21 protein-coding genes and 1 pseudogene are annotated in these 20,375 nt (G+C 71.4%); 9 read left to right on the top strand and 13 right to left on the bottom strand.

Translation table 11 applies throughout. From position 1 onward, the window contains the following. Nucleotides 1-1,287, top strand: a complete 1,287-nt coding sequence (locus ACFSE6_RS13770; RefSeq protein WP_388008135.1) for an RNA polymerase sigma factor — start codon at nucleotides 1-3, stop codon at nucleotides 1,285-1,287. A gap of 18 nt (nucleotides 1,288-1,305) precedes the next feature. On the opposite strand, the pseudogene ACFSE6_RS13765 reads toward ACFSE6_RS13770, so the two are convergent. The 7 genes and pseudogenes from ACFSE6_RS13765 to ACFSE6_RS13735 all read right to left on the bottom strand — a co-directional run. Further along, nucleotides 1,306-1,422, bottom strand: a pseudogene (locus ACFSE6_RS13765) (RidA family protein); the annotation flags it as partial. Further along, on the bottom strand, nucleotides 1,423-2,706 hold the full coding sequence (locus tag ACFSE6_RS13760; protein ID WP_388008132.1) for an acyltransferase family protein: 1,284 nt from the start codon (nucleotides 2,704-2,706) through the stop codon (nucleotides 1,423-1,425). A gap of 182 nt (nucleotides 2,707-2,888) precedes the next feature. Next, nucleotides 2,889-3,590, bottom strand: a complete 702-nt coding sequence (locus tag ACFSE6_RS13755) for a response regulator (protein WP_388008129.1) — start codon at nucleotides 3,588-3,590, stop codon at nucleotides 2,889-2,891. Continuing rightward, nucleotides 3,587-5,017, bottom strand: a complete 1,431-nt coding sequence (locus ACFSE6_RS13750) for a sensor histidine kinase (RefSeq protein WP_388008126.1) — start codon at nucleotides 5,015-5,017, stop codon at nucleotides 3,587-3,589. Before ACFSE6_RS13750 ends, ACFSE6_RS13755 begins: the two co-directional genes overlap by 4 nt. Before the next feature lie 245 nt (nucleotides 5,018-5,262). Next, nucleotides 5,263-6,930 carry an ABC transporter permease gene (locus tag ACFSE6_RS13745; protein ID WP_388008123.1) on the bottom strand — a complete coding sequence of 556 codons (1,668 nt, stop codon included), beginning with the start codon at nucleotides 6,928-6,930 and terminating at the stop codon, nucleotides 5,263-5,265. After that, nucleotides 6,927-7,868: an ABC transporter ATP-binding protein gene (locus ACFSE6_RS13740; RefSeq protein ID WP_388008120.1), complete on the bottom strand. Its 942-nt coding sequence runs from the start codon at nucleotides 7,866-7,868 to the stop codon at nucleotides 6,927-6,929. Before ACFSE6_RS13740 ends, ACFSE6_RS13745 begins: the two co-directional genes overlap by 4 nt. A 101-nt stretch (nucleotides 7,869-7,969) precedes the next feature. Then, nucleotides 7,970-8,635 carry a TetR/AcrR family transcriptional regulator gene (locus tag ACFSE6_RS13735; protein WP_388008117.1) on the bottom strand — a complete coding sequence of 222 codons (666 nt, stop codon included), beginning with the start codon at nucleotides 8,633-8,635 and terminating at the stop codon, nucleotides 7,970-7,972. A gap of 129 nt (nucleotides 8,636-8,764) precedes the next feature. On the opposite strand from ACFSE6_RS13735, the gene ACFSE6_RS13730 reads away from it, so the two are divergent. Continuing rightward, on the top strand, nucleotides 8,765-9,529 hold the full coding sequence (locus ACFSE6_RS13730) for a YqjF family protein (protein ID WP_388008114.1): 765 nt from the start codon (nucleotides 8,765-8,767) through the stop codon (nucleotides 9,527-9,529). After that, nucleotides 9,522-10,760, top strand: coding sequence for an aminotransferase class I/II-fold pyridoxal phosphate-dependent enzyme (locus tag ACFSE6_RS13725; RefSeq protein WP_388008111.1), 1,239 nt, complete (start codon nucleotides 9,522-9,524; stop codon nucleotides 10,758-10,760). Before ACFSE6_RS13730 ends, ACFSE6_RS13725 begins: the two co-directional genes overlap by 8 nt. A 3-nt stretch (nucleotides 10,761-10,763) precedes the next feature. Here ACFSE6_RS13725 and ACFSE6_RS13720 read toward each other — a convergent pair whose 3' ends face one another. Further along, nucleotides 10,764-11,759 carry an ABC transporter ATP-binding protein gene (locus ACFSE6_RS13720; RefSeq protein ID WP_388008108.1) on the bottom strand — a complete coding sequence of 332 codons (996 nt, stop codon included), beginning with the start codon at nucleotides 11,757-11,759 and terminating at the stop codon, nucleotides 10,764-10,766. A 142-nt stretch (nucleotides 11,760-11,901) separates the two neighbouring features. Next, nucleotides 11,902-12,267: a hypothetical protein gene (locus tag ACFSE6_RS13715; RefSeq protein ID WP_388008105.1), complete on the bottom strand. Its 366-nt coding sequence runs from the start codon at nucleotides 12,265-12,267 to the stop codon at nucleotides 11,902-11,904. Here ACFSE6_RS13715 and ACFSE6_RS13710 point away from each other — a divergent pair. The 4 genes from ACFSE6_RS13710 (at nucleotide 12,262) to ACFSE6_RS13695 (ending at nucleotide 15,439) form a co-directional block, all read left to right on the top strand. Then, nucleotides 12,262-12,963 (top strand): helix-turn-helix transcriptional regulator, encoded by a 702-nt coding sequence (locus ACFSE6_RS13710; protein WP_388008102.1) that lies wholly within the window; start codon nucleotides 12,262-12,264, stop codon nucleotides 12,961-12,963. The two genes, ACFSE6_RS13715 and ACFSE6_RS13710, sit on opposite strands and share 6 nt — an antisense overlap. 48 nt (nucleotides 12,964-13,011) lie before the next feature. Continuing rightward, nucleotides 13,012-13,659 carry an ABC transporter permease gene (locus ACFSE6_RS13705; RefSeq protein WP_388008099.1) on the top strand — a complete coding sequence of 216 codons (648 nt, stop codon included), beginning with the start codon at nucleotides 13,012-13,014 and terminating at the stop codon, nucleotides 13,657-13,659. Continuing rightward, nucleotides 13,656-14,342, top strand: a complete 687-nt coding sequence (locus ACFSE6_RS13700; RefSeq protein ID WP_388008096.1) for an ABC transporter permease — start codon at nucleotides 13,656-13,658, stop codon at nucleotides 14,340-14,342. Before ACFSE6_RS13705 ends, ACFSE6_RS13700 begins: the two co-directional genes overlap by 4 nt. A gap of 92 nt (nucleotides 14,343-14,434) precedes the next feature. Continuing rightward, on the top strand, nucleotides 14,435-15,439 hold the full coding sequence (locus ACFSE6_RS13695; protein ID WP_388008093.1) for a glycine betaine ABC transporter substrate-binding protein: 1,005 nt from the start codon (nucleotides 14,435-14,437) through the stop codon (nucleotides 15,437-15,439). 24 nt (nucleotides 15,440-15,463) lie between these two features. Here ACFSE6_RS13695 and ACFSE6_RS13690 read toward each other — a convergent pair whose 3' ends face one another. After that, the gene (locus ACFSE6_RS13690) at nucleotides 15,464-16,228 is read right to left on the bottom strand and encodes a TetR/AcrR family transcriptional regulator C-terminal domain-containing protein (protein WP_388008090.1); all 765 of its coding nucleotides are present in this window, start codon (nucleotides 16,226-16,228) and stop codon (nucleotides 15,464-15,466) included. 88 nt (nucleotides 16,229-16,316) lie between these two features. Between ACFSE6_RS13690 and ACFSE6_RS13685 the strand changes: the two genes are divergently transcribed. Then, the gene (locus ACFSE6_RS13685; protein WP_388008087.1) at nucleotides 16,317-16,694 is read left to right on the top strand and encodes a VOC family protein; all 378 of its coding nucleotides are present in this window, start codon (nucleotides 16,317-16,319) and stop codon (nucleotides 16,692-16,694) included. A 160-nt stretch (nucleotides 16,695-16,854) separates the two neighbouring features. Here ACFSE6_RS13685 and ACFSE6_RS13680 read toward each other — a convergent pair whose 3' ends face one another. Then, complete coding sequence (locus ACFSE6_RS13680) at nucleotides 16,855-17,652, bottom strand: ABC transporter permease (RefSeq protein ID WP_388008084.1); 798 nt, start codon at nucleotides 17,650-17,652, stop codon at nucleotides 16,855-16,857. After that, nucleotides 17,649-18,689, bottom strand: coding sequence for an ABC transporter ATP-binding protein (locus tag ACFSE6_RS13675; protein WP_388008081.1), 1,041 nt, complete (start codon nucleotides 18,687-18,689; stop codon nucleotides 17,649-17,651). The genes ACFSE6_RS13680 and ACFSE6_RS13675 overlap by 4 nt, the downstream gene beginning before the upstream one ends. A 64-nt stretch (nucleotides 18,690-18,753) precedes the next feature. On the opposite strand from ACFSE6_RS13675, the gene ACFSE6_RS13670 reads away from it, so the two are divergent. Further along, nucleotides 18,754-19,767 (top strand): helix-turn-helix transcriptional regulator, encoded by a 1,014-nt coding sequence (locus ACFSE6_RS13670; protein ID WP_388008078.1) that lies wholly within the window; start codon nucleotides 18,754-18,756, stop codon nucleotides 19,765-19,767. Here ACFSE6_RS13670 and ACFSE6_RS13665 read toward each other — a convergent pair. Continuing rightward, a complete protein-coding gene (locus ACFSE6_RS13665) occupies nucleotides 19,722-20,366 on the bottom strand; it encodes a protein-L-isoaspartate O-methyltransferase family protein (protein ID WP_388008075.1) in 645 nt (214 codons plus the stop codon). The genes ACFSE6_RS13670 and ACFSE6_RS13665 overlap by 46 nt on opposite strands. Between the last annotated feature and the right edge of the window lie 9 nt (nucleotides 20,367-20,375).

Here is a 20,375-nt window from a genome sequence, read left to right as displayed (position 1 = left end):
GTGTCCGAGCGGCTCGAGGACGTGTGGCGCCGCGAGGTGCCGCACGTCCTCGGTGCGCTGGTGCGCCGCTACGGGCACTTCGACGACGCCGAGGACGCCATCCAGGAGGCCCTGCTGGCGGCGGCTCGCCAGTGGCCGGCCGACGGCGTCCCGGACGAGCCACGAGCGTGGCTCGTCCGCGTCGCGGCACGACGGCTCATCGACCAGCTGCGCAGCGAGCGTGCCCGCGCCGCACGCGAGGAGGCCGACGGTGTGCGCCGCCCCGCGGACGCCGAACGCGTGGACGGACCGGCCGACGCTCGCCCCGCCGGCACGACCGGTGACGACGACACCCTCCGGCTGCTCATTCTGTGCTGCCACCCGGCACTGACGCCGTCGTCCCAGGTCGCCCTCACCCTGCGGGCGGTCGCCGGGTTGACGACGGCGCAGGTCGCGGCGGCCTTCCTGGTTCCCGAGACGACGATGGCCCAGCGGATCTCGCGCGCCAAGCAGACCCTGCGCCGCCACGGTGCCCGCTTCGAGCTGCCGACGCGCGAGACCTCGCTCGAACGGGTCGCCGCCGTCGCCCACGTGCTGTACTCCGCCTTCACCGAGGGGCACACGCGCACGGATGGCGCGGAGCTCGTCGACGTCTCGCTCACTGCCGAGGCAATCCGCCTCACGCGTGACCTGCACGCCCTGATGCCCGAGGACGACGAGGTCACCGGAGCGCTGGCACTCATGCTCCTGACCGACGCCCGGCGCACCGCACGCGTGGATCCGTCGGGTGACCTCGTCCCGCTCGAGCAACAGGACCGCGCGCTCTGGGACCGTGCGGCGATCGCCGAAGGCGTCGCACTGATCGAACGTGTCCTGCCGTCCGGTCCCGTCGGCCCCTTCCAGCTCCAGGCCGCCATCGCCGCCGTCCACGACGAGGCCGAGGTGTGGGCGGAGACGGACTGGATGCAGATCAGCGTCCTGTACCGGATGCTCGAGCAGGTCGCGCCCTCGCCGTCGGTGCGGTTGAACCGGGCGGTCGCCGTCGGGATGGCTCACCGGCCACAGGACGGGCTCGAACTGGTCGAGGAGCTGCTGGCCACACCGGCGATGCGGCGCCATCACCGCGCGCACGCCGTCCGAGCCCACCTGCTCGAACGCGTCGGCCGGGCGGACGAGGCGTCGCGCGAGTACGCCGAGGCGGCGCGGCTGACCACCTCGATCCCGGAGCAGCGCTACCTCAACCGCCGGGCGAACGCCGCGTCCCGGACTGTGGAGGGCCCCAGACCCGACCCGGCGGAGGAGTCCTGACGTCTCACCGCTCCACGGTCACGGCGACCCGTCGTCCACGGCCGCAACCGCCTCGATCTCGACGAGCTGGTCGTGGTACCCGAGCACGGCGACGCCGAGCAACGTGCTCGGCGGGCGGTGTGGCGCGAACCTGTCTCAGCCGCCTCCAGGAAGCGCGTCATCGGCTGCCACGCTAGCCCGATCGGACTGGCTGGGTCGCCCCATTTCCCGTTGACCAGGGCGGGGCGCAGACGTCCGCTCGAACGGCCCGAACAGACGGACGAGGACCACCAGGACGACGGCGAAGGCACCGAACCAGAACGGCCGGGTCGCCCACCAGGTGGCCGTCCACGGCTCGGGCAGCGTGAGCGCGAGATCGAGGAGCGCGACGCCGACGACGGCGAACATCGCCGTCAGGTGCCAGAGGTAGATCGTCATCGACCGGGCGGTCACGCCGCGCAGTGCGGTGCGCGGGCCGCGACGGGCCGCCCATCGCACGATCGCCGCCCGTGCCAGCAGCACGCCGCAGACCTGCACGAACGCCTGCGCTACGATCGGCGCCGTCGGCGGACCGAGGTTCGAGATCTCCTCGCCCGGCATCCCGATCATGCTCAGCGGGTACGGCCCCAGGACGGTCAGCGCGATCATGCCCGCGAGCCCGACGGTCAGACCCGCACCGAGCCAGGTGCGCACCTCCCGGGGCGCTCGCCGGCCGGTGCTCCGGTCGGTCGCGTAGGCGACGCCGGCCAGGAACGGCACGTGCCACACCAGCATCAGGTTGAGCCAGGCGACCGACTCGAGACCTGCGCCGAACCGCAGGGCGTCCACGAGCAGTGGCGCGGCGACCGCCGTCACCATCACCCACCAGCGCCACCGCAGCCAGGCGCGCCGCAGCAGTGGCACGAGCGCCAGCAATGCAGCCCACACCGCGAGGAACCACAGCGGCTGCGGAACCATCCGGACGATCCGCCAGACCGCACCGTCGGGCACCCCGAGCGCGAGCAGCATCGGCACGGTGAGCAGCCAGCCGGCGGCGAAGACCGCCACCGGCACGCCGACGGCGCAGATCCGTCGCGTCAGGACGCTCGCCCACCGGCGGCGTGGGGCCCGGGACCGGTCGTAGCCCGCGGCCGCGCCCGCGGCGAAGAAGAGCACCGCCAGGGGTTGCAGCACCCACGTGATCGCCCACGCCCAGTCGTGCGCGAGCGCGTTGCCGATGTGCAGGTTCGTGCCGTCCCACGTGGCCTCGGGCATCAGCCAGTGCACGCCGACGACGCACAGGGTGGCCAGCGCCCGGATCGAATCGACGAACCGGTCCCGGCGCGGGCCCGGGCCCGTACTGCCGGGTGGCGCGGACGCGGGGGCCGAGAGCGTCTGCGGTGCGGGGGCAGGCGGGGCGGCGGCGTAGGTGCGGGACCCGGCCTCGAGGCGGAGGACCATGCTCAGCAGTCTTCTGACCTGCGGCGACGCCCGGTATGGGGCGTTCCCCCAAGCCGTCCCTCGTCATCCCCCGAGCGCTCCGGGGGGCATCCCCGAGGCCGCCCTGAGCGCGCCGAGATCGCCGACAGGGCCGCCGGGAACGATCAGAACGACGATCTCGGCGTTCAGAGTGGGTGGGCGCGTCAGCTCGTGGCGCCGAGGTAGCGCAGCACCGCCATCACCCGCCGGTGGGCGGCACTGTCCGGCGGCAGGTCGAGCTTGGTGAAGATGGCGGCGACGTTCTTCTCCACGGCGCCGTAAGAGAGGTATAGCTGCTCGGCGATGGCGCCGTTCGAACGCCCCTGGGCCATGAGCTCGAGCACCTCGCGTTCGCGGTCGGTGAGGCGGCCCAGCCCGTCGTCGGCCTGTGAGGCGCCGAGGAGCTGGGAGACCACCTCGGGATCGAGCACCGTCTGCCCGGCCGCCACTCGTCCGAGAGCGTCCATGAAATCCCGCACCTCGGCCACCCGGTCCTTGAGGAGGTACCCCACCCCTTGTGCGCCACCGGCCAGCAGCCGGGAGGCGTAGCGCGTCTCGACGTACTGCGAGAACAGCAGCACGCCGAGGTCCGGGTGCCGGCCTCGAAGCTGCAGTGCGGCGCGGAGCCCTTCATCGGTGTGCGAGGGGGGCATCCGGATGTCTGCCACGACGACGTCTGGCAGGTCGCCCTCCGCCGCGAGACGGGCGACCGCGACCACCAGCGCCTCACCGTCCCCGACGGCGGCGACCACCTCGTGGCCCCGGCGCCCGAGCAGCGCCACAAGGCCGTCCCGCAGCACTGCGGAGTCCTCGGCGACGGCGACCCGGAGTGCCGTCGGTGGTCGTTCGGCAGGGAGGTCGGTCACGATCCGACGCTACCGGGCAGAAGCACCGTCACCACGGTCGGGCCTCCGGCGGGACTGTCGATCGTCAGGCTGCCGTCGAGGGACCGGACTCGCTCGGCGAGGCCACCCAGACCCGATCGATCGCCGGCCGGGGTGGGCCGGCTGATCGCCGCGCCGCCCCGGCCGTCGTCACGGACGCGGAGCCGGATGTCGCCGTCCCGGCGCTCGACCAGCACGTACACGCCCGAGGCGCCGGCATGTTTGGCCGCGTTGGTGACGAGCTCGGCCACGCAGAAGTACGCGATGGACTCGACCTCGGGCCGGATCGCGCCACGCGCGCCGACGCCTGGGTCGACGTCCACGGTCACCGGGAGCGGCGCGCGTGCGGCGAGTGTCTCGAGCGCCACCGCCAGGCCGTCGTCCAGGACCGGAGGGTGGATACCGCGGGCCAGCTCCCGCAGCTCGCCGAGTGCATCGGTGGTTGACGCGTGCGCCGTCCCGATGAGGTCACGGATCTCGTCCGGGTCGCCGCCGGAGTCGAGCTGGTCCTTGGCCTCACCGAGCTGCATGGCCACAGCGACCAGGCGAGCCTGGGTGCCGTCGTGCAGGTCGCGCTCGATCCGGCGTAGCCGGGCGTCCGCGTCCTGGACCGTTCCGGCGCGCGAGCGCTCAAGCTCGGCCACCCGGAGGCTGGCGCGCGTGGGGCCGAGCAGTGACCGGCTCAGCAGGAGCGCGACCTGGGTGAACAGCCAGTTCACCCACGGCCAGAGGAAGAACAGCAGAACACCGAGTGCGGTGACGAGGAGGTGGCGTGGCGGTGTGTCGACGTACCAGTCCGGGCCCATCTGGATCGCCCGGTGCACCGTCCCGTCGGCGGCCTCCTGCTCCGGGAGGAAACGGCCCCAGTACCACTGGGTGATCAGGCCGACTGCACTGGCGAGGACCGTCGTGCTGGCCACGAAGCCGGCGATCGACAGCGGGAACATCACCACCATGAACAGCAGTGCGCGCCAGCCGTGGGCGTCTCCCAGCAGTGACCCCATCCGCCGGAAGAATCCGCGCACCCGGCGCCGGTCCGGAGGTGCGGGGATCTCGGTGATCAGCATGGCCGCGGCCATGCCCCGGTAGGCGCTCGCCCATCCGCGCGCCCCGACCACGAGGATGCCGCCGACGAACAGACCGACGAGCGTGACGGCGAGGCCGGCCGTCAGCACCACGGTGAGGATGGCGTACGCCAGCGCGAAGGGCGCCATGAGCAGGGCCACCCACAGGTAGCCGTACCGCAACCACGTGCGGCGGTCGAACGGCGCCGTCACGAACCCCGGACGCCTCGGCCCGCCACGCCAGGTCGTATCTTGCTGGCTCTCGTCGGGCATCGTTCGGGGGCCGGGACTGCCGCCGGCTGCCGGGCCCGGATCGCCGGTCGTCGCCGTCGTCACACTGGTCATGATCTCAGCCTCCCCGCGGGAGGGCGCCCGGACCAGGGTGCTGGCCCGGCAGCTCGCCGGGGGACAACCCCCGTTCACGACCTCCGTTCACGCCGAGATCGCCGGAACCGGCGCCCGGGCGAGGACACGACGATCTGGGCTTGGGAGGGTCGGACTGGGCGGGACGGGAGAGTGGGCCGCCCGGCCGGGTCGGGAGAGTGGGCCGCCCGGCCGGTTCGGTGCGAACCCGGCCGGGCGGAGTGGGGCTACGCCGTGACGAGATCCCGGCGTCGGAACCCGGCGGTGCCGACGGCCGTCAGCGCCACAGCGATGGCCGTCAGGACGACGACGGCGCTCCAGGAGATGTCCTCCAGCGGGTGCTGGCCGGTGTGCTGGAAGACCGACAGGTCCATCGCGGCGTCCGGCATGTCCAGCGGGCCGCCGAAGAAGGACATGAACGCGCCGTAACCGAAGACCAGCCATGCCAGCCCGAGCAGCCGTGGGGCGAGCCCGTACAGTGCCAGCGCCACGCCGGTCACCGCCCAGACGGCCGGCGTGTGGATCACGTGGCCGAGCAGGGTCGGGCCGAAGAGGTCGCCGTTGCCGGTGGCGATCGACGCGCCTGCGGCGTCGCCCAGTCCCGCGACGAACAGCAGCCACACCGCGCCGAGGGTGGTCACGGTGGTCCATGAGAGCAACCACGTGGGTCGCCCGACGGCGGTGGCCAGCACCGGCTCGGTGTGCAGCGCGTACTCCTCGCCGCGCAGGGCTTGGATCGACAGGATGGCGAAGACGGCGATGACGATCGCGTACATCAGACCCATGAGCCCGAGGTACCCGTTGAGGATGTTCTCCTCCCCGCCCATCATCTCGAGCATGATCTCGGGGGCGTCGGTGAAACCCTCGACCATGATCTGCCCGAAGGCGCCATAGGTGGCGCCGGTGACGGCCATGACGATGGTCCAGCCGATGAGCGAGCCCCGTTGCAGGCGCAGCGCGACGGCCGGCGGGCTGCTGAGCCAGCCGGCGGCCCGTGGTGATCCGGCCCGCGCGGCGACGAGGCCGGCACCGAGGTCCCGGCGAGACTCCAGCCAGAACGCGACCGCGGCCAGGACGGCGGCGAACGCCAGCGAGATGAGCAGCGGCCACCACCGGTCCAACACGAACGCGCCGACCTGCTGCGACCAGCCGATGGGCGAGAGCCACGAGAGCCAGGTGGCCGGGCCGTCCTGGGCGCGGGACATGTCGCCGAGCCCGCGGAGCACGTAGGCAACACCGAGGACGGCGCCGGCCATGCCGGAGGCCGCTCGGGAGTAGGCGGACAGCTGGGTGGTCACCGCGGCCACGCCCGAGAACGCGATGCCGCTGGCGGCCACCGCCGCCGCGAACAGGAAGGCCGAGCTCATCGGCTGCGGTTCCATGGCCGAGTACGACAGGGCAAGCCCCATGAGCAGACCTGTGACCAGGCTGAGGCCGACGGCCATGATCAGGGCGGCCGTCAGCGGGGCGTGGCGCCCCACCACGTTCGCCCGGACGAGCTCGGCGCGCCCGGTCTGCTCCTCGACCCGGGTGTGCCGCGAGATGGTGAGGATGCCCATGAGTGCCGCGGCGAGGATGAGGTACAGGCCGTACAGGTCGACCATGAACCGGGGCAGCGTGATCTCCTCGAAACCGTAGCCCGGTCCACCGAGGAGGGACATCAACGGAGAGTTGCCCATCCCGGCCATGAAGTCCTCGAGGGTCCGCTGGGTCCACACCTCGGGCAGCAGGTTGCCGAAGTAGGCCATCATCGCCGTCATCCCCAGCGCCCAGGCGGGGAACCGGATACGGTCGCGGCGCAGCATGAAGCGCAGCAGCCTGCCGGTCCCCGTCAGGGACGACCCGCCGCGCGTGACGTGGGTGCCGGTCGTCGGCCTCGTGGTGGTGGCGCTCATGCGGTGCTCCCGGAAAGCTCGTCGCCGTAATGCCGCAGGAGGAGCTGCTCGAGCGTCGGCGGCGTCGCGGTGATGGAGCGGATGCCCCGTGCGGCCAGTGCGCGCATGACGGGGTCGAGTTCGGCGCCGTCCACGTCGAGGTGGATCCGCTCGCCCTCCTGGGTGAGGTTGTGCACGCCGGTCATGTCGGCGAGCCCGTCGACTGCCTGGTCGGTCTCGGCCGTGACGGTGGTGCGGGTCAGGTGCCGCAGTTCGGTCAGCGATCCGGACTCGACGATGGCGCCCTGCCGGATGATCGAGATCCGGTCCGCCAGGACCTCGACCTGGGCCAGGATGTGGCTGGAGAGCAGCACAGTGCGGCCGGCCTCCTTGGCCTCGCGGATGCACGCCTGGAAGACGGCCTCCATGAGTGGGTCCAGGCCGGCGGTGGGCTCGTCCAGCAGGAGCAGTTCGGCGTCGGAGGCGAGCGCGGAGATGAGAGCGACCTTCTGCCGGTTGCCCTTGGAGTACGTCCGCCCCTTCTTGCTCGGGTCGAGGTCGAACCGTTCGCACAGCTCGTCCCGCTTGCGGCTGTCGATGCCGCCGCGCAGGCGTGCGAACACGTCGATCGCCTCGCCGCCGGTGAGGTTCGGCCACAGCTCGACGTCGCCGGGCACGTAGGCGAGGCGCCGGTGCAGCGCGACGGCGTCGCTCCAGGGATCGCCGCCGAGCATGCGGACCCGGCCGCTGTCGGACCGGAGGATCCCGAGGAGGATGCGGATCGTGGTGGACTTTCCGGCCCCGTTCGGGCCGAGGAAGCCGTGCACCTCGCCCGGCTCGACCTGCAGGGTCAGTCCGTTGAGCGCCTTGACGGCCCCGTAGCGCTTGGTGACGTCCGCGATGTCGATCACGGGTGTTGTGGTGCGGGTACGCGTGCCCGCAGAAGTCGTGGTGGTCATGTCCTACCTTCCGGCGTAGGAGGTTCTGTGGAGAGTTGACGGGCCGCAGACGGTTGCGGCTGCGCCGGCGGGACGTGGCGTGACATGCAGTCACGGCACCGTCAGGCCGAGCGCTCCTCGGACTGGGGCGGGTCACCGATGTAGAGCAGATATTCGTCGAGCATGGCGCGATCGGTGAGGAAGCCCTCGGTGAAGATCTCGAGGGCCGGCAGCGCCATCCCATGCATGGTGCGGCGCCAGAAGTCCCGGTCGAGTTCCGGGAGGTCGCGATCTTCGCGCATGACCGCCATGAGCATTCCGCCGACGGAAGCGCCGACGAGGTATCGAACCCGGGCCTCTTCGTCGCGACTGGGCACGAGCTTTCCGCGTTCGACGGCCTCGCGGACGTAGTCCACGGCGTCGGTGACCATGTGCTCGATGAGGTGGCGGGCGACCTCGCCCCCGGCCATGTAACTGCGCATCACGTACAGGAAGATGGGCTGGTAATCGTCCAGCAGCGCCATCTGCGACATGAACGCTGCGCCGAGATCGTCGGCGTTCATGGATGTGCGCTTGTTGTCGCGGATGAATCCGAGCACGTACTCGTCGCAGGCCTCGTGCAGCTGTTCCTTGGAGCCGTAGTGCTTGATGATCGCGGCTGCGCTCACGCCAGCGTCGGCGGCGATGGCGCGCAGGCTCGCGTCGAAGCCGTCGCGGCCGAAGCGCTGGATCGCCGCGTCGAGGATCCGGGCCCTGGTCGAGCGTCCGGCGGCACCTGGTGAACGCATGTTTACCAGGGTAAACGCGCGTTCACGCCCGGGCAAGCGTCATCGCTGCCGAGTGCGTGCGCCACCGGGAGAGGTGTGCCACGGTGGGCTCGACGTTGGCAGCCGGCAGGCGGGACCGCTGGAGGGCGCATGGTCGGTCGGGAAGCGGACAGGCCGGCGCGCGCTGCGGTGAGTCACCAGCACTGGGAGCACGTGGTGTTCCTACACTGGCCGATCCCGGCCCGCGATCTTGTGCCGTTGCTGCCGCCGGGTCTTTGCCCGCACACCGCGGACGGAACCGCGTGGCTGACCGTGACGCCTTTACGGATGCACGCACGGCCGGCGTTCCTTCCGCGGTTGCCGTACGTCTCGCACTTCGACGAGGTCAACGTCCGCACGTACGTCATCGGACCGGACGGTCGGGATGGGGTGTGGTTCTTCTCGCTCGAGTGCCCGCGGTCGCCGGTCGTCGTCGCGCTGCGCGCCGTGGGGTTGCGCTACGTCTGGTCCCGGACGGCGGTGCGGGTCCGCGCCGAGTACCTGGCGGTAACCTCCGAACGGCGCGATGGGCGCGGCCGGATGCAGGCGAGCATCCGGGTCCGTGAGCGGGAGGACCTGGACCCGCTCGCCACCTTTCTCACCGGTCGTTGGTCCGCCTACGTCCGGCGGTTCGGCCATCTCCTGCGCATCGACATCGAGCATCCTCCGTGGCCGTTGTACCGGGCCGACGCCCGTGCCGACGTCGCGGACCTGCTGCGGGCGGACGGACTCCCCTCCGTGCAGGACCGGCCACTCGCGCACTACTCGCCCGGTGTCCGGGCCCGGATCGGATGGCCCCGGCCGGTGGGCGGACCTGGCGAGGGCGGCTCGTCCGAATGGCCCGCGACGGCGAGGCACAATGGCCCGCATGCCTGAACCTCGTTGGCGCGATGTCGCGCGCGCGGCCGGACTGCTCAGACCCGACGGCGCCGTCGCCTCGACCATCTTCGCCGAGATGACGGCGCTGGCCACACGCACCGGTGCCGCTAACCTCGGTCAGGGATTCCCCGACGTCGACGGGCCCGAGCACATCAGGGAGGCGGCCGCCGCCTACCTGCGGGAGGGACCGAACCAGTACGCGCCCGGCCCCGGCGTTCCGGAGCTTCGCAGTGCCGTGGCCGCTCACCAGCGCCGGCACTACGGCCTCGAGGTCGACCCGGAGCGCGAGGTGCTGGTCACCGTCGGCGCGACCGAGGCGATCGCCTCGGCGATCCTCGCCCTGGTGGCTCCCGGTGATGAGGTGCTGACCCTCGAGCCGTTCTACGACTCCTACGCCGCCACGATCGCCTTGACCGGCGCGACGCACCGCACCCTGCCGTTGCGGCCCGCCACCGAGGGGTTCCGGCTCGATCCGGAGGACGTGGCGGCGGCCTTCACCGACCGCACCCGCGTCCTGCTGCTCAACTCGCCGCACAACCCGACCGGAACGGTCCTCGGCCGCGAGCAACTCGCCCTGCTCGCGGAGCAGGCGGTGGCGCACGACGTCGTGGTCGTCACCGACGAGGTGTACGAGCACCTCACCTACGGGCCAGACGGGCGTGAGCACGAGAACCTGCACGTGCCGATCGCCACCCTGCCCGGCATGGCCGAGCGGACGGTGACCATCTCGTCCTCGGGCAAGACGCTCAGCTTCACCGGGTGGAAGGTCGGCTGGCTGCACGGCCCCGCCGAGCTGGTCACCGCGATCCGCACGGTCAAGCAGTTCCTCACCTACGTCGGCCCGGGCGCGCTGCAGCGCGCGATCGCCGGGGCGCTGGAGGACACCGACGGCCGGACCGGTGCCTACGTCGCCGACCTGCGGGCCTCACTGCGCCGACGGCGTGACGTCCTCGCCGAGGTGCTGCGCGACGTCGGATTCGCGCCGCTGACCCCGGCGGGCACCTACTTCCTCGTGGCGGACGCGGCACCGCTCGGCTGGGACGACGCCGTCGAGCTCTGCCGTCAGATGCCGGAGCGGGCCGGAGTCGTGGCCATCCCCATCACCGCGTTCTGCACGCCCGGATCCGCCACGGCCGGGTCCCTGCGCTCGTGGGTACGGTTCACGTTCGTGAAGTCGATGCCCGTGCTGGAACAGGCGGCGGCCGGGCTGCCGCGGCTACGCCGCTGACGGTTACGCGCCGTTGGCGGTGACGGCGCGGCGCAACGCGGTGTGCAGACCGGCCGGCGTCAACCTCCCGACGGCGGTTCCCGCCTCGTCGGTGACCGTCACCGAGCCGTCCGGGGCTGCGGCCAGCACTCCCAGTGCTGTCTCCAACGTGGCGCCGAGGGTGACCGACGGGTGGGGGTCGCCGGGACCGGCTGCGCCGTCGAGATCCTGCGCTTCCAGCTCTGTGACGGCGAGGAGCTTGACCGCTCGGGCCTCCCCGATGAAGCCGTCGACGAACGACGTCGCCGGCCGGGCTAGCAGGTGGGCCGGGGTCGCGAGCTGTTCGAGCTTCCCGCCCTGGGAGAAGACCGCGACCCGGTCGCCGAGGAGGACCGCCTCGTCGATGTCGTGCGTGACCATGAGGACGGTGGTGCCGAGATCGTCGTGGATCCGGCGGAACTCGGTCTGCAGGGCTCGGCGTCCCTCCGGATCGACGGCGCCGAAGGGTTCGTCCATCAACATCACGGACGGGTTCGTCGCCAGCGCCCGGGCGACGCCGACCCGTTGGCGCTGACCGCCCGAGAGCTCGTGCGGGTAGCGCGGGCCGTGCACGTCCGGCTCGAGTCGGACCAGGGTCAGCAGCTCAGCCACCCGTTCGCGGGTGCGATGCCGGTCCCAGCCGAGCAGTCCCGGCACCGTCGCGATGTTCTGGGCGACGGTCCGGTGGGGGAACAGGCCCACGTCCTGGATGACGTAGCCGATGCCGCGGCGCAGCTGGACGGCGTCGAGATCGGCGATGTCCTCGCCGTCGACGAGGATCCGCCCGCTGGTCGGTTCGACCAGGCGGTTGACCATCCGCAGCAGCGTGGACTTGCCCGACCCCGACGGCCCCACCAACGTCAGGAGCTCGTGCTGGGCGACGTCGAGGTCCAGGTTCCCGACCGCCACGGTGCCGTCCGGGTACTCCTTGCCCACGCCGTCGAACCGGATGTGGGCACGGCTGGGCGTCTCGCCGGTCATTGTGCTGACGCTACCGGCCGAGTGGCGCCGGTCCAGCGACGCGCCATTGACGCAACCGATCGGTTGCCCATACGTTGCGACGACCTCGGGGCGCAGCCCGGGCCGACCGGCTGATCCCCGGACCCGGCTGCCGAGCCGCGCGTCAGCCGCCCAGCCCGGCGTAGAGCGCCCATCCGACGTAGGCGACGTTGGCGAGGACCCGCAGCAGCACCCCGGGGAGTGAGTCGAACCACCGGCTCGCCGTCCGAACGTGGCGCAGGTCGTCGGCATGGACGCCGACATAGCCGGCGAACAGGACCGCCGTCAGCACTCCCGCCGTCACCCGGGTCGCGTCGAAGAACAAGCCGATGCCGAGGAGCAACTCGACCAGGCCCGACAGGTACACGGTGGCGCGAGGCGCAGGCCACCACTGCGGCACGAGCGTCTGGATCCGCGCGGGCGCCGCGACGTGCAGAATGCTGGCCAGGATGAGGAAGCCGCCGAGGGTGACGGAGGCGATCAGATGCATGCCCGCAGACTGTCTCGTCGTCGGGAGCCGGGTCTTGAACGCGATGAGCGTCGATCGCTGACCCGTGTCGGCGGGATCACTGTCTTCAGCGAGCCGACGGCCCGCGCCGTCGGCGTGCACGCGATGCCGGCATGGAAGCTGATGCTCGGACGCGACGCCCCGCTGCAGGTCATGGTCGAGCACGGCACCGAGGAAGGATGGGCGCTCCTGGTCCCGCCGGGCCTGGCCAACAGCGCCGTCGCTCGCGGCGCCTACACCGCGGCGCTCATCGACCCCGGGTACGCCAGGGGCGAGAGCACGGACGGGGTCGTCGATCTCGGCAGGCGCCGGGCACGGCACCTGGTCGAGGAGCTCGACGCCGGCCACGGGAGCGGCCTGCTGACCGGGACGAACGACGTCCTGACCGAGGACGAGAGCTTTCTGGGCGTCGTGCTGCGGGAAACCACGTCGGCGACGACGATCGAGAGACTGTCCTCGCGACTCGGCGTGAGCCGGCAGCACGCCCGGCGGCTCATCCGCATCCACACCGGCTGCACGTTCGGTGAGATCGTCCGGTGGCGCCGCCTGTGCGACGCCGTCCTGCTGCTGCCGCGGGCTCCGATCGCGGTGGCGGCTTCGCAGACGGGGTTCGCCGATCAGGCCCACCTCACGCGGACCAGCTCGGCGATGGTCGGGCGCACCCCGGGCACGCTGTGAACCGGGACGCCTGAGAACAGGGCGCGTCGAGGCGGTAGCGTCGCCGCCGTGAGCGACAACCCGTGGTTCTCGTGGCACTACCTCGAGAACAACTGGCGCGGACTCGCCGACCTGGCCGCCCAGCATGTGAGCCTGACGGTGCAGGCGGTGCTCATCGCACTGGTCATGGCAGTGCCACTGGCACTCCTCGCGCGCGGCAGTCAGGCGATCTCCGGCGCAGTCCTGGGGACCTCCGCCGTGCTGTACACCGTCCCCTCGATCGGACTGTTCGGGTTGCTCGCCCCGTTCACCGGGATCGGGCGCACCACCGTCCTCATCGGGCTCGTCGCGTACGCGATGCTCGTCCTCGTGCGTAACACGCTGGTGGGGCTGCGCGGGGTGCCGCCAGACGTCGTCGACGCCGCTCGCGGGATGGGGTACTCACCCGCCCGCCGCTTCCTCGCGGTTGAGCTGCCCCTCGCGCTCCCGGCGATCCTCACCGGCGTCCGGCTCGCCACGGTCACCACGATCGCGCTGGTGACCGTCGGCGTCGTCGTCGGCTACGGCGGCCTCGGCCAGGCGATGTTCCGCGGCTTCAGCTCCTCCTACCGCGCGGAGATCGTCGCCGCCACGCTGCTCACCGTGGCCATCGCGCTCGTCGCGGATCTTCTGCTGCTGACAGTCGGTCGCCTGCTGATCCGGTGGCGGCGCCCATGAACGGCAACGCGTTCGCGGAGGCCTTCCGTTACCTCAACGACCCGCTGAGCTGGACGGGAACGCGGGGCATCCTCGCCCTGCTCGGTGATCACCTGTGGATGACATTCCTCGCCGTCGTCCTGGCCGCGGTCGTCGCGCTTCCGCTGGGACTCTGGCTGGGGCGCAGTGGCCGGGGCGGCTCCGTGGTCGTGGCGACGGCGAACCTCACCCGCGCCGTGCCCACTCTGGCGCTGCTGTACATCTTCACGGCGGGTCTCGGCCTCGGGCAGGCGCCCACGATCTTCGCCGTCGCGATCTTCGGGGTTCCGCCGATCCTGTCCAACACCTGGACGGGCCTGAGGGAGATCGACCCGGCCGCGCGCGACGCCGGCATCGGCATGGGCATGTCCCGCGCCCGGCTGCTCCGAGAGGTGGAGCTGCCGCTCGCGATGCCGCTCATCGGTGCCGGGTTGCGCACCGCCGCGGTCCAGATCGTCGCGACCATCTCGCTCGCCTCGCTCGTCGGCGGAGGTGGGCTCGGCCTCATCGTCTCCAACGGCATCTTCACCCAGCGGTGGGGTCAGGCGTTCGCCGGCGCGCTGCTGGTCGTGGTGCTCGCGCTGGGTCTGGAGGCAGTGCTCGCGGGCCTGCAACGGTTGCTGACACCGAAGGTGGTGCGCACCGTCGCGCCGGGTGCCAGGTAGAGGCGAAGACCCGACGGCGGCAAACACCTGTGTCCATGTCGGTGGAGCGCGCTACGGTCCACGGGACCGGCCACCATCGGGAGGGGAACCCCATGCGCCGAACCGTGACCGCCCTCGTCGGAGGTCTCACCGTCCTCGCCCTCGCCGCGTGCGGCGAACCCGGCTCTGCCGGTGGCGGTGGCGGTGACGAGACCGGAGGCGGAGGAGCCGAGAACGCCGGCGGCGAGGCGTGCGAGCCGATCGCCGGCGAGCAGATCGTCGTGCTCGAGGACGACGAGAACCTGCAGAGCGTCGAGAACATCATCCCGGCGATCAACGCCGACGCCGCCGAGGAGCCGCTGATCGCCGCACTCGATGCGGTCTCGGCCGAGCTGGACACCAACACGCTGATCGAGCTCAACCAGGCCGTCGACGTCGAGCGGAACGCCTCCGGCCAGGCGGCGAGTCAGTTCTACGAGGACGCGGGCATCGAGGTCGGTGACACCTCTGGCTCGGGAAGCGTGGTCATCGGTGCCGCAAACTTCTCCGAGTCGGCCACCCTCGCCGAGCTGTACGCCCTGGCCCTCACGGACGCCGGATATGACCCCGAGGTGCGCACCATCGGCAACCGGGAGACCTACGAGCCCGCCCTCGAGACCGGCGAGATCGAGGTCGTGCCGGAGTACGTCGGAACCCTGGCCGAGTTCCTCAACGTCAAGGTCAATGGCGACGGTGCGGACCCCGTGGCGAGCCCGGATCTCGAGGAGAGCACCGACCACCTGCGCGACCTCGGTGCGGAGGTCGGCCTCGAGTTCGGTCAGCCGGCCGAGGCCGCGAACCAGAACGCATACGCCGTCACGCAGGAGTTCGCGGACGAGCACGGCGTCTCCACGCTGTCCGAACTCGCGGACACGTGCGGGGAGCTGAGCCTCGGCGGTCCGCCGGAGTGCCCCGACCGGGCGTTCTGCCAACCGGGCCTGGAGGAGACGTACGGGCTGACGTTCTCCGAGTTCGTCTCGTTGGACGCCGGTGGCCCGCTGACCAAGGACGCGCTGACCTCCGGTCAGATCGCGCTCGGAATGGTCTTCACGACGGACGCCGCGTTGGCGACCGAGTGAGGGATCGGACCGGCCCGACGACCGTTAGCGTTCGATGAGCGGTGCGAGGCCATCGAGTACGCGGTCCAGACCGAACGCGAACGCTCGGTCGGCCTCCCAGGCGCTGCCCTGGGTCTCGCCGGCCGCCGCGCCCACCCGTGTCGCAAGCGGGTAGCGGAGGGGATCAAGCACCTGGCTCAGTAGTGGGCCCGCCTCGGCCCACCACTGCTCCTCGCTAACGCCGGTCTCGCGCCGGGTGGCATCGGCGGCCGATGCGGAACGTGCCCACCCCTGCACGAACGCCAGTACCCAGTCGAGCGCGGCGTCCAACGTGACGTCGTCGAGTCCCAGGCCGTCGAGGGCGGCCAGCTCGTGCTCGTACTTCGCCGTCGCGCCCGGGCCGAGCGTCGGGCGCGTGGTCGCCACCGCGGCTGCCCACGGGTGCCGCTCGAACAGGGACCGGTTCTCGGTGGCCACGGCTCGGACGCGCTCGCGCCACGGCCGGCCCGAGGTGGTCTCGCGGGGCATCGCCGCGTAGACGTGGTCAAGCATGAGGTCGAGGAGCTCGGCACGGCCAGGCACGTACGTGTACAAGGTCATGGGGGCCGTCCCTGCCGTCGAGGCGACTTTTCGCATCGTCACGGCTTCGAGTCCTTCGGCGTCGGCGAGAGCGACCGCGTGCTCGACCAGCGTGTCGACGTCGAGGCGTTGCCGGGGGCCGCGCCGGGGCGGCTCGTCCGGGACGGTATGACGCCAGAGCAGGGCCACAGTGCGGGCCGGGTCTCCGCTGCCTGAGCGCGAGGTGGACATGGGAGTACTCTGACACATCGTACCTTGTACGGTGTACCTTGTACGACGTACGTTGTACGGACCGTATGCCGCCGAGCGAAGGAGACACATGCAGATCAGTTCGTCCGCCATCAGCCTCAACGTTGCCGACCCCGCCGCGTCCGCCCGCTTCCTCATCGACCACTTCGGATTCGCCGAGGTGATGGCGGCCGACGGTTTCCACTCGTTGAGTCGCCCGGATGTCGGGATGAACGTCGTCTACCTCCGGGTCGGTCTGTCCACGCTTCCGGACGACCAGCGTGAGGTGCACGCCCAGGGGCAGATCCTGGCGTTCGTCGTCGACGATCTCGAGGGCGAGCTCGCCCGTCTCGAGCAGGAGGGGGTGACGATCACCATGCCGCTCACGCCGGAGGACTGGGGTGAGCGCGCGTTCCAGGTCCGGGACCCCAACGGGGTCATCGTCCAGCTGGTCGACTGGAACGGCTGACGCCCGACCCGCGCCGAGAGCAGCCGACCGTGCCGAGGGTGGATGCTCGAACGTCCGCCCTCGGCGCGGAAGGCCGCTCTCGGCGTTGGGTTCAGGCCCGCCGGTCGGCACAAGATTGACCGGTCGGCACAAGACTGACGACTCGGGCCCCAGGGGTGGGTCAGATGCTGCGGCGCATCGTGCGGATGCCGACGGTGATGCCGGCGGCGCCGACGATCACCGCTGCCAGGCCGCCCTGCCAGACGTCCGGCGAGGTGAAGACGCCGTTGAACAGGTCACGCTCGGCGTCGACCATGTAGGTCAGCGGGTTCACCATCGCGAGAACCTGCATCCAGCGCGGCCCGGACTCCAGCGGCAGCAGCATCCCGGACAGCAGCATCAGCGGGAACAGAAGTGTCTGCTGCACCGTCCAGAACAGCCAGTCCCGGTCACGCGAGACGATGCCCAGGGCGTAGCTGAACGCGCCGAGCCCCATGCCGAAGACGGCGATGAGGACGAGGCCGACCAGCATGCCGGGCAGAGACGGGCGGAAGCCGAACGCCGCGGCGATGGCGACGAGCACCACCGACTGGAGCACCAGCGGCACCATCTCCTTGAAGGCGCGGCCGAGCAGCAGAGCCGCCCGGGAGACCGGGGCCACCAGCATGCGCTCGTGCGCGCCCATGATGATCTCGTAGAGCAGGTTCGAGCCGGTCATCGCGGTTCCGAACAGCGCGGTCATGACGACGATGCCGGGCACGAACCACTGGAACGCCTCGGCGATCGGCTGGCCCGTCATACCGCCGAGCAACGGGCCGAAGAAGGCCAGGAACATCAGCGGCTGGATCAGCGAGAAGACGAGGCTGAAGGGGTCACGGAGAGTCGGCTTCAGCTCGCGGGCGAAGACGTTGAGCGTATCGATCAGGACGCCGGACGGGCGAGCCTGCGGCACGGATGTGGGATCGGTGGTCGTGGTCATCGTGCGGCTCCGGTGCTGGCGGTCTCGGGGGCTGGATTCTGTGCGGCCTCGTTCTCCTCGCGCAGGCTGCGCCCGGTGAGGGTGAGGAAGACGTCGTCGAGGGTCGGCTGGTCGAGGTCGGCGGTCACGACCGTGGCGCCCGCGGCGTCGAGCTCGCGGATGAGCCTGGGTAGGACGTGCTCGCCGGCGTTCGCCGCGACCACCAGCCGGGTCTGCGCACCCTCCGCCGAGACCTGGGGGTCCGGGGTCGTCGCGCCGGACTCGGCGGCGGCTCGCCGGACGATCGTGGCGGCGGGCTCGGCGCCGCCGTCGACCGTGACGCTGATCCGGTCGCCGGCCAGGGTGGCCTTGAGGTGCGCGGCCGTGTCGTCCGCGATGACCCTGCCCTGGTCGACGACCATGACCCGCTCAGCGAACTGGTCGGCCTCGTCGAGGTAGTGGGTGGTCAGGAACAACGTCATCTCGTGCCGGTCACGCATGCGGAGGATGTGCTCCCACAGGTTCGCGCGGGACTGTGGGTCCAGACCGGTGGACGGCTCGTCGAGAAACAGCAGGCGAGGGTGGGGCATGAGACCGAGCGCGATGTCCGCCCGGCGCCGCTGACCACCCGAGAGCGTGATCGTCTTACGGCTCGCCACCTCTCCGAGGTCCAGCGCCTCGATCAGTTCGTCGGTCCGCCGTCGCGCCTCAGCGCAGTCGAGCCCATACATGGCGCCCTGACTGAGCAACTCGTCACGGACCCGCTGGTACTGGGCGGCCCCGTTCTTCTGCCCGATGTAGCCGATACGCGCCCGCACGGCGGCCTGCTCGGTGGTGATGTCGTGACCGCAGACCGTGGCGGTGCCGGCCGTGGGGTCGAGGAGGGTGGTGAGCATGCGGAGCGAGGTGGACTTGCCCGCTCCGTTGGGACCGAGGAACGCGGTCAGCGTGCCGGGTTCGACGTCCATCGTGAGGTCAGCGACGGCGACGACTTCCGTGCCGCCCTGCCCGGGGAAGACCTTGCGGAGGCCGCGGGCGGAAATGATCGGTGTCTCCATAGGCATCAGGATCGCGCCCTATGCGGACAGATCCTGACCGCGGTCGGGCGTAGATTTTCCCGACATGGCTGACCCGACCGCTCGAGCCCTCCGGCTGCTCTCCCTGCTCCAAACGCACCGCTTCTGGTCCGGGCCGGAGCTGGCCGGCCGCCTCGGGGTCTCGGAACGGACGTTGCGGCGTGACGTCGAACGGATCCGAGAACTGGGCTATCGCGTGGCGGCCAGTCCGGGCGCCGCCCGGGGCTACCAGCTCGAGTCCGGCTCGACCCTGCCTCCGCTGCTGCTCGACGACGACGAGGCCGTCGCGATCGGCGTCGGCCTGCGTACCGCCGCGGTGCTGGGAATCGACGACGGCGAGCAGACCTCGCTCTCGGCGTTGGCGAAACTGGAACAGGTGCTGCCCCGCAACCTCCGGCGCCGGGTCCGCGCCCTCCAGGAGCACACGATCCCGGCCGCGCGCGCCGGAGCCAGGGTGGCGGCGGACGTCCTCGCCGAGATCGCCCTGGCCTGCCGCGACCATGAACGATTGCGGTTCCGGTATACGGCCGGGTCCGGCGCGGAGACCTCCCGACATGTCGAGCCACATTCGCTCGTCCCGCGTGAGCGCCGCTGGTACCTCATCGGCTGGGATCTGACACGGGCGGACTGGCGCACCTTCCGTGTCGACCGGTTGTCGACGCTCCAGCGCACCGGAGTCCGGGTCGCTCCGCGTGAGCTCCCCGCTGCGGACGCCGCCGAGTTCGTCCTCGCGGCGCACGGGGGGCGGGGCCGTTCGGAGCATCACGCCGTCGTGCGGATGCGGACAGACATGGCGTCGGTCCGTGGATACTTCGGCATCTGGGCGCAGCACGCCACCGACGGGCCGGACGGCACGGTGGACTGGCCCGTCACCGGGGCGACCATCCAGGAGATGCTCATGGCCTTGCTCTGGATCCCGGACGAGATCGAGTGGGAACTGCTCGCCGACGACCCCGAGGTGTATGCGGCGCTGCGGCGCTTCGGTGACCGGGCGCGCGCCGCGACCGGCGGTGATCAGTCCGCCGCGCGCAGCGGTACGAAGCTGAACGATCCGAAGTAGCGGGTCTGCACGTCCTCACCGATACGGTCCACGACGGCCATCCGGCCGCGAACAGGGACGACCATGCGGCCGCCGTCGGCCAGCTGCTCGAGGAGGCCCGTCGGCAGCTCGCGGGCGTCCGCGGAGACGAGGATCCGGTCGAAGGGGCCCTTCTCCGGCATGCCGACCCTGCCGGGTACGGCCTGCTCGATGCGGGCCGGCACGCCTTCGACGCCGCCCCACGCCGCGAGATTCTCGCGGCCAATCTCGACCAGCTCCGGTTCGATCTCGACGCCGATCACCGAACCGCCCGGTGCGACCAGGCGGGCCAGGAGCGCGGTGGTCCAGCCCGAGCCCGAGCCGACGTCGAGCACCCGGTCTCCCGGGCTCGGCTGCAGGAGCTGGAGCATCGCCTCGACCGTGCTCGGCTGCGAACAGGTTGCGCCGTAGCCGATCTGCAGAGGCATGTCGGCGTGAGCGAAGCGAGCCTGATCGGCGGGTAGGAAGATCCGACGGTCGACCACGGCCATCGTCTCGCGCACGCGCCGCACCGTCCGGCGTGGCCGGTCGAAGCGGGCCGGCGCCGGGCGCAGTCGGTGCGCGCTCCGCTCGGAGCTCATGACGATCAT

This window comes from Georgenia deserti (genome assembly GCF_042680605.1).
GTDB classification, from domain to species: Bacteria; Actinomycetota; Actinomycetes; order Actinomycetales; family Actinomycetaceae; genus Allobogoriella; species Allobogoriella deserti.
This window is presented reverse-complemented; position numbering and strand designations above follow the sequence as displayed.